The following is an 8509-nucleotide window of genomic DNA, read 5'->3' as shown; positions in this document are numbered from 1 at the left end:
CGCCGCAACGTCGTGCCCGCGGCCGACTGGGCCGAGAAGTTCTCGGCCGAGCTGGCCGAGAAGGGCCCCGAGCACGCGAACGGACTCCCCCGCACGACGCTCGTCGACGCCCTCGCCGCGCTCGTGCAGCGCGTCGCGAACCAGCGCGTCGGCGCGGCGGACTTCGAACTCGATCGCGTCCCGGCGCACCTGCTGCCCTCGTTCCGTGCCGTCGACGCGCGCGGCCGGGCGATCGGCTCGGACCGCGATCTGGGCGCCCTGCAGCGCCGGCTCGCCGACCGCGCCCGCTCCAGCGTCGAATCGGCCGTGACCCGCGAGCGCCCCGCCGCGCGGTCGGCGGCGAAGGTCGCCGAGGCGTCGCCGGCGTTCGCATCCCGGTCGACACTCACGACGTGGGACTTCGACGAGCTGACCGAGGTCGTCGACACTCCCGTCGCGGGCGGGGTGGTGCGCGGGTACCCGGCGCTCGTCGACGAGGGCGCGAGCGTGGCCCTGCGCGTCGAGGCGACACCCGAGGACGCCGCGCGCCACACCCGCGCCGGCATCCGCCGCCTGATGCTGCTGGCCGTGCCGTCACCGGCGGCGTACGTGCTCGACCACCTCACCGCGAACGAGAAGCTGGCGCTCGCGGCATCCCCGTACCAGAACGCCAAGGCGCTCATCGAGGACGCGCGCGTGGCGCTGGCCGACGATGTGCTCCTGCGCGAGAGCTCCACCGGGGTCGTTCGCACGAAAGCGGAGTTCGAGCGGGTGCGCGACGCGTTCTCGTCGGTCTCGGTGGACCGCACCTTCCAGACCGTGTCGCTCGCGGCGAAGATCCTGCTGGCCCAGCGCGAGGTCGAGCGGGCGATGAAGAATGCCTCGTCGATCACGCTGCTCGGGGCGCTGAACGACGTGCGCGGTCAGCTGAAGGGGCTGATCTTCCCGGGGTTCCTGTCGCGGACGGGCCTGTCGCGCCTGCAGCACCTGCCGCGGTACCTGGCGGGGGCGCTGGAGCGGGTGAAGACCCTCGCCGACAACCCTGGCCGAGACCGGCAGCGCATGACCGAGTACGAGCGCGCGACCGCTGGATTCACCGACGCCGGCGGCGCCGTGCCCCTTCCGGCCGACGCTCCGGCCAACCTGGTGCAGACGCGGTGGTTGCTCGAGGAGCTGCGCGTGAGCCTGTTCGCCCAGCGCCTGGGCACCGCCGAGCCCGTCTCGCCGCAGCGCATCGCGAAGGCTCTCAAGGGCGCATAAGTCGCGAGGGGTGTCGCCTTCGCGGCCCGCGGAGCGACGCCTTCTGACCACTCACGCGGAGAACGGGACCGGCATCACACGCCGAGTGACGCGCCCCAGGTGCGAAGAAGGGCCTCGAGCGCGCGTCGCTGATCGGCGTCGAGCCCCGCGAGCAGACGCTGCTCGTTCGCGATGTGGGCGGTGAAGGCCTCGTCGATCACCCGGCGTCCGGCCGGCGTCAAGCGGATGACCCGCGCGCGCCCGTCGTCCGCGTCGTCGTCGCGCACGACGAGACCGGATGCCAGGAGCCGGTCGACGCGCTTGGTCACCGCCCCGCTGGTCACCATCGTGTGGCGCGCGAGCTCCCCGGGGGCCGCGGCGAACGGCTCCCCGGCGCGGCGGAGGGCGGCGAGGATGTCGAACTCCCCCTCGCCGAGGCCGTAGCGGCGGTAGACCGCGAGCAGCTCGTCGCGCAGGTGATCGGCGAGGCGGTGCAGGCGTCCGATCACCTGCATCGGCGAGACGTCGAGGTCGGGACGTTCGACCTCCCACTGAGAGGTGAGGATGTCGACGCGGTCGGTCGTCGGGGTCATGGCATCCACTCTATCTTCCATGGAAGCTATAGTGCCTTCCATGGAAGATAAATGGCGGATCGTCGCCGTGACCGCCGTGGCCCCCGTCGCGTGGGGGGCGACCTACGTGGTGACACGGCACCTCCTGCCGGCGGACGCTCCGCTCTGGGGCGCGGCGCTGCGCGCCCTTCCGGCGGGTCTGCTGCTGTGGGCGCTCGCGCACCGCCGACCGCGCGGGGCGTGGTGGTGGAAGGCGCCCCTGCTCGGGATGCTGAACTTCGGTGCGTTCTTCGTGCTCATCTACGTCGCGGCGCAGCTGCTGCCCTCGTCGATCGCCTCGTCGATCATGGCCCTGGCCCCGCTGGCCCTCGCCGGGCTCGCCTGGCCCCTGCTCGCTCAGCGCCCCACCGTGCGGTGGGCGCTCGGCGCGATCGCCGGCCTCGTCGGCGTTCTGCTCGTGGTCGGGCTCGGCAGCGGCTCGGTCTCGGCGCTCGGTGTCGCGATGTCCGTCGTCGCGCTGCTCGCATCGTCGCTGGGGGCCATCCTCACCACCCGTTGGCGGGACGAGACGCCTCTGCTGGCCACCACGTCCTGGCAGCTGACGGCCGGCGGCACCGTGCTGGTCGTCGTCGCGGGCGTCGTCGAAGGTCCTCCGCCGCGCGTGGATGCCGCGGGCCTCATCGCGTACGCCGGCATCGCGGTGATCGCCACCGCCCTGGCGTTCGTCTGCTGGTTCACCGGTCTCCGGCACCTGCCGGCCGGGACGGTGGGCCTCATCGGTCTGCTCAATCCGGTCACCGGCGTGCTGCTCGGCGTGGTGGTCGGCGGCGAATCCCTGGTGCTGCCGCAGGTGCTCGGCATCCTGCTCGTGCTCGGAGCGGTCGCCGTCACGAGCCGCGCGAGGGACCGGGAGCGTCCCGGCCCCTCGCGCGAGGTCACGACCGCAGCGTCACACGGCCCATCGTCGCCGTGACGTCGACCTGCGCGGTGGCGTCGGGGCTCGTGCGCAGAGCGTTGTCGACTGTGCCCACGCCGTCGTCGGTGGTCACGGCGTACTCGTCGTCGGGAAGAGTGACGTCGGCCGAGCCGGCGGTCACCTCGACGCGGGTCGCCTCGGGCGTCGTGCCCGCGAGCGCGGCGGTCAGTCGGCCGCCGGCCACGTCGAACGCGGCGGTCGACGCGTCGGTGAGGTCGACCGACGCCGAGCCCCCCGCGAGCGACAGGTCGACGGAACGAGCGGTGCCCGAGACGGTCGCGCTCCCCCCGCTGACCTCGAGGTCCAGAGCGTCGAAGTCGCCCTGGACGTCGAGCGCTCCCCCGCTCACGCGGACGTCGGCGTCGACGGAGGACCCGCGCGGCAGGGTGAGGGTCGCCCGGGAATCCGGGTCGATGAACGAACCGGTCGGCGAGACCACCCGCAGGTGGTCGCCGTCGCGCTCGAGGGTCCACGCGTTCGGTCCGCTCGTCGCCGCGTCGAGTTCGGGGGCCTCGACGTCGCCCGAGACGATCGAGAGCCGCGCGCCGGCCACCTGGACGTCGAGCGACGACAGCGTCCCGCTCTCGGCCGCGGACGACACCTGGTCGCCCACCGTCGCGTCCCACCGCGACGAGGCCATGCCGTGCGCGGCGGAGAGACCCGTGCCGAGGAACGTTCCCAGCGCGATGAACCCACCGGCCACGATGGTCACGATCGAGATCGCGAACGCGGCACCGCGACGACGCGGCGGCGCGGGAGGAGGGGTGTCGATGCTCATGAGGTCGCTCCGGTGTGATCGTGGCCCAGGTGCACGAGGGCGGCGATCACGCGGCGGTTGCCGGTGTCGTCCTGCTCGAGCCCGAGCTTGGTGAAGATGGCGGTGATGTACTTCTCGACGCTGGCCTCGGACACGAACAGCGCGCCCGCGATGGCCTGGTTCGATCGCCCCTCGGCGATCAGCGCCAGGACGCTTCGCTCGCGCTCGGTGAGACTCTGCAGCCGTTCGTCGCGACGGCGCCGCGTCAGCAGCTGCGAGACGACCTCGGGATCGAGCACGGTGGCACCCCCCGCGATCGAGGCGACCGCGTCGAGGAAGTCGGCGACGTCGGCCACCCGGTCCTTCAGCAGGTAGCCGAGTGCGCCCTGCCCGTCGGCGATGAGGTCGGCCGCGTAGCGCTCCTCGACGTACTGCGACAGCACGAGGACGGCGAGACCCGGATGCCGTGACCGCAGCGCGATCGCCGCCCGGATGCCCTCGTCGGTCCACGTCGGAGGGAGCCGCACGTCGAGGATGCACAGGTCCGGCGTCGTGTCGGCCACGGCGGCGTCCAGTCCCTCGGCGTCGGAGAGGGCGGCGACCACCTCGTGGCCGTCGTCGGCGAGTAGGCGCACGAGCCCCTCGCGCAGCAGGACGGAGTCCTCGCAGATCAGGATGCGCACGGGACGTTCACCTCCACCGTGGTCGGACCGCCCTGCGGGCTGTCGATCCGCGCCGTCCCGCCGGCCGCCCCGATGCGGTTGACGATGCCGTCCAGCCCTCCGCCGGGGACGATCCGCGCCCCGCCGAGCCCGTCGTCCTCGACGCGGGCCCACAGCGAGCCGTCGTCGCGGACGCGGACGTCGACCCGGCACGCCGCCGCGCGCGAGTGCTTCGCGGCGTTCGTGAGGGTTTCGGCGATCGCGAAGTACACGGCCTCCTCCGCCGCACGACCGCAGCGGCGCGGCAGGCGCACGTCGAGGGTCACCGGGATGTGCGACCGCGACGCCAGCGCCGAGAGGGCGGCATCCAGTCCCCGGTCCTCCAGCACCGAGGCATGGATGCCACGGGCCAACTGGCGCAGTTCGGTGATGGCCGATTTGGTCGAGGCGTGCGCCTCGGCGATCAGCGCCTTGGCGGCGGCGGGGTCGTCGTCGATCTTGGTCTGGGCCAGGCCCAGCGTCATGCCGATGGACACGAGCCGCGGTTGGACGCCGTCGTGCAGGTCGCGTTCGATGCGCGTGCGCTCCACCTCGGCGGCGCGGACGGCACCGGCCCGCCGGGTGTCGGAGGTACGAGCCTGCTCGACCAGCTGCGCCTCGCGGGAGGGGACGAAGATCGCCCGGGCGATGACGCCGTGGAGGATCGCGAGCCCGATGACGACCGCGAGGCTGAGGACGATGCCCGCGAGACCCACCGCCGGGGCCCAGGGACCCGTCACGAAGAGCCCCCCGAAGAAGCGCGCGTCAGAGGTGCCGAACAGCGGCCTCAGACCGATCGCCACGCTCCACGCGGCCGCGCCGATGGCCGCAAGCGTCACGAGGCCCAGCACGGTCGAGATCGCGAACGACGCGAGGGCCCGCCACTGCGCGGGCGCGATGGTCTGCAGCCACAGCGAGTGCAACCAGCCGACGAAACCCGGCCGCGGGCTGCGGCGCAGGCGGAACGACGCCAGGCCCAGGTCGTAGAGCCCGTCCAGGCGCGCCCGCTCGAACCAGGCGACCGCGAAGAGCAGGTAGACGAGGGCGACGAGGAGGACGACGCCGAACAGCAGGGCGGCGAGCAGACCGAGGCCCCAGCCGAGCACGGTGAAGATGGTGGTGAAGACCGCCGGCCCGATCACGCCCAGCGCGGCGAGCTGCGCCGCGGCGCCGAAGACGCGGCCCGGCGTGTTCACCCGCACCTTCGGGGCGACGGTGTCGAGCTCACCGGTCGGGCGTGCGGCCGGCGCGGGCCCGGGAGCGGGGGGCGGAGGCGGAAGAACGGATGCCGTGGTCATGCGTTCCACGGTAGGACGCCCGCTCGCGCGGCGCCGCCCGGTCACCCCCCGCCTCGTTTCGGGTTATCCCGAAGGCGCGTGCGTCACCGGGAACACGCGAACGCCCCGCCGCACGAGGCGACGGGGCGTCCGAGGGGAGCGTGGCTCAACCGCGGGTGCGGTTCTTGTTCCACACGTCGAAGGCCACGGCCAGCAGCAGCACGAGACCCTTGATGAACTGCTGGACGTCGGTCGAGATGCCCATGAGCGACATGCCGTTGTTGAGCACACCCATGACCAGACCACCGGCGATCGCGCCGACCACGCGGCCGACACCACCCTGCACGGCCGCACCACCGATGAACGAGGCCGCGATGGCATCCAGTTCGAACAGGTTTCCCGCGCCGGGACCGGCGGAGTTGAGGCGACCGGTGAACACGATGCCGGCGAGGGCCGCGAGCAAGCCCATGTTGACGAACAGCATGAAGTCGACGCGACGGGTGTTGATGCCCGAGAGCTTCGCCGCGGTGCGGTTGCCGCCGATGGCGTAGATGTGGCGGCCGAAGACGCTCCGGCTCATCACGGTGGAGTAGCCGATGATCAGCAGGGCCAGTACCACGAGCACGATGGGCGTGCCGCGCGATCCGGGAGCGACGCCGAGCAGGTAGGTGAGGTACGCGATGAGCGCGCCGCCGCCGATGACCTTGACCAGGAACGCCGCCTGCGGCTCGTTCTGCAGCTCGAGGGCCGCGCGCTTGGCGCGCTGGCGCACCTGGGCCACGACGAACAGGACGAGCGTCAGCACACCGAGCGCGACCGTGATCCACTCCGCCGGCGACGAACTCGCGGGGAACAGGTCGGGGAAGAGGTAGCCACCGCCGAGCTGGCGGTACTCGGTCGGGAAGGGCGTGATCTGCGTGTTGCCGAGCGTCATCTGGGTCAGACCGCGGAAGAGCAGCATGCCCGCGAGGGTCACGATGAACGCCGGGATGCCGATGTACGCCACCCAGAAGCCCTGCCACATGCCGACCACCGCGCCGAGCACGAGCGAGAGCAGGATGCCGAGCCACCAGGGCAGACCCCACTGGACGATGAGCACACCCGACACCGCGCCGACGAAGGCGGCGACCGAGCCGACCGACAGGTCGATGTGGCCGGCGATGATGATCATCACCATGCCGATCGCGAGGATCAGGATGTAGCTGTTCTGGACGATGATGTTCGACACGTTGCCCGCGGTGAGCAGGCGCCCGCCGGTGAGGGCCTGGAACAGCAGCACGATGACGATCAGCGCGATGAAGATGCCGATCTCGCGCAGGCGCGACGTGAAGAACTGCACGAGGCCGCCGCCGGCACCGCCGGCGCCACCGCCGACGGGGCCCTTCGGCGTGGCAGGACCCTGCGGGGTCACGGTGTTGTCAAGCGCTGACATGGTCGGCTTCCTTTTCCTTCGTCATGAGCACCATGAGTGCCTCGGGGGTGGCCTCTTCGATGGGGAGCTGGCCGGTGATGTGGCCTTCGCTGAGGGTGTAGATGCGGTCGCAGATGCCGAGGAGCTCGGGCAGCTCGGACGAGATGACCAGCACCCCCTTGCCCTGCGCCGCGAGGGCGTTGATGATCGTGTAGATCTCGTACTTGGCGCCGACGTCGATACCGCGGGTCGGCTCGTCGAGGATGAGCACCTCGGGGTCCGAGAAGAGCCACTGCGACAGCACGACCTTCTGCTGGTTGCCGCCCGAGAGCTTGCCGACGACCACGTCGACGCTGGGCGCCTTGATGTTCATCGACTTGCGGTAGCGGTTGGCCACGAGGTACTCCTCGTCGCCGTCGACGAACCCGCCCTTGACGAGCTTGCGCATCCCGGCGAGCGAGATGTTGCGCTTGATCGTGTCGATCAGGTTCAGGCCGGCGCCCTTGCGGTCCTCGGTGACGTAAGCGAGGCCGCTGCGGATCGCGTTCGGCACCGTCGAGGTGTCCGCCTTCTTGCCGTTGATGTAGACGTTGCCCGAGATGCGCGAGCCGAAGCTCTTGCCGAACACGCTCATCGCGAGCTCGGTGCGCCCGGCGCCCATCAGACCGGCGATGCCGACCACCTCGCCCGCCCGCACGTTCAGGTTGGCCTGGTGGATGACGGTGCGCGTGGCATCCGTGGGGTGGCTGACGTTCCAGTCCTCGATGCGCAGGACCTCGTCGCCGATCTCGACGTCGCGGTCGGGGTAGCGGTTCTCGAGCTCGCGGCCGACCATGCCGCGGATGATGCGGTCCTCGCTCGTGCCGCCGGTCGCGACGTCGAGCGTCTCGATCGTGCGTCCGTCGCGGATGATCGTGACCTCGTCGGCGATCGCGCGGATCTCGTTGAGCTTGTGGCTGATGATGATGCAGGTGATGTTCTGACCGCGCAGGTGGCGGATCAGGTCGAGCAAGTGCTCGGAGTCGTCGTCGTTCAGCGCCGCGGTCGGCTCGTCGAGGATGAGGAGCTTCACGTCCTTCGACAGCGCCTTGGCGATCTCGACGAGCTGCTGCTTGCCGACGCCGATCTCGTTGACGGGGACGTCGGGGCTGTCGCCCAGACCCACGCGGGCGAGGAGCTTGGCGGCCTCGCGGTTGGTGGCATCCCAGTCGATCAGACCGCGGTGGGTGATCTCGTTGCCGAGGAAGATGTTCTCGGCGATGGAGAGGTAGGGGCTGAGCGCGAGCTCCTGGTGGATGATGACGATGCCGGCGGCCTCGCTGTCGCGGATGTCCTTGAACTCGACGGTGTTGCCGTCGAAGACGATCTCGCCTCGGTAGTCGCCCGCGGGATACACACCGCTGAGCACCTTCATGAGGGTGGACTTGCCCGCGCCGTTCTCGCCGCAGATGGCGTGAACCGTTCCGCGCTCGACGGTCAGCGACACGTCGGCGAGCGCGATGACGCCGGGGAACTCCTTGGTGATCGAGCGCATCTCGAGGATGGTGCTCACGAGGTCCTCCTTGCAGAACCGGCTCGTGGCCGGTGGGGATGATGG

Annotated in this window: 8 protein-coding genes; 2 read left to right on the top strand and 6 right to left on the bottom strand. The window is 71.1% G+C overall.

The window, feature by feature from the left end; all coding sequences use genetic code 11:
- A partial coding sequence (locus tag DBR36_RS17090; RefSeq protein WP_258222979.1) for a DUF3418 domain-containing protein occupies window positions 1–1239 on the top strand: 1239 nt, incomplete at its 5' end.
- A gap of 74 nt (window positions 1240–1313) precedes the next feature.
- Here the strand turns inward: DBR36_RS17090 and DBR36_RS17085 are convergent.
- Complete coding sequence (locus DBR36_RS17085) at window positions 1314–1811, bottom strand: MarR family winged helix-turn-helix transcriptional regulator (RefSeq protein WP_108320876.1); 498 nt, start codon at window positions 1809–1811, stop codon at window positions 1314–1316.
- Between the two features lie 40 nt (window positions 1812–1851).
- On the opposite strand from DBR36_RS17085, the gene DBR36_RS17080 reads away from it, so the two are divergent.
- Window positions 1852–2763 (top strand): DMT family transporter, encoded by a 912-nt coding sequence (locus DBR36_RS17080; RefSeq protein WP_108320875.1) that lies wholly within the window; start codon window positions 1852–1854, stop codon window positions 2761–2763.
- Here the strand turns inward: DBR36_RS17080 and DBR36_RS17075 are convergent.
- The 5 genes from DBR36_RS17075 to mmsA form a co-directional block, all read right to left on the bottom strand.
- A complete protein-coding gene (locus DBR36_RS17075; RefSeq protein ID WP_108320874.1) occupies window positions 2726–3544 on the bottom strand; it encodes a hypothetical protein in 819 nt (272 codons plus the stop codon). The genes DBR36_RS17080 and DBR36_RS17075 overlap by 38 nt on opposite strands.
- Window positions 3541–4206 (bottom strand): response regulator transcription factor, encoded by a 666-nt coding sequence (locus tag DBR36_RS17070; RefSeq protein WP_108320873.1) that lies wholly within the window; start codon window positions 4204–4206, stop codon window positions 3541–3543. Before DBR36_RS17070 ends, DBR36_RS17075 begins: the two co-directional genes overlap by 4 nt.
- Window positions 4194–5522, bottom strand: a complete 1329-nt coding sequence (locus DBR36_RS17065; protein ID WP_108320872.1) for a histidine kinase — start codon at window positions 5520–5522, stop codon at window positions 4194–4196. Before DBR36_RS17065 ends, DBR36_RS17070 begins: the two co-directional genes overlap by 13 nt.
- A 145-nt stretch (window positions 5523–5667) precedes the next feature.
- Window positions 5668–6933 carry a multiple monosaccharide ABC transporter permease gene (gene mmsB / locus DBR36_RS17060; protein ID WP_258222978.1) on the bottom strand — a complete coding sequence of 422 codons (1266 nt, stop codon included), beginning with the start codon at window positions 6931–6933 and terminating at the stop codon, window positions 5668–5670.
- Window positions 6920–8446: a multiple monosaccharide ABC transporter ATP-binding protein gene (mmsA, locus tag DBR36_RS17055; RefSeq protein ID WP_108320877.1), complete on the bottom strand. Its 1527-nt coding sequence runs from the start codon at window positions 8444–8446 to the stop codon at window positions 6920–6922. The genes mmsB and mmsA overlap by 14 nt, the downstream gene beginning before the upstream one ends.
- Between the last annotated feature and the right edge of the window lie 63 nt (window positions 8447–8509).

The organism is Microbacterium sp. HMWF026 (assembly GCF_003061325.1).
Classification (GTDB): domain Bacteria; phylum Actinomycetota; class Actinomycetes; order Actinomycetales; family Microbacteriaceae; genus Microbacterium; species Microbacterium testaceum_E.
This window is presented reverse-complemented; position numbering and strand designations above follow the sequence as displayed.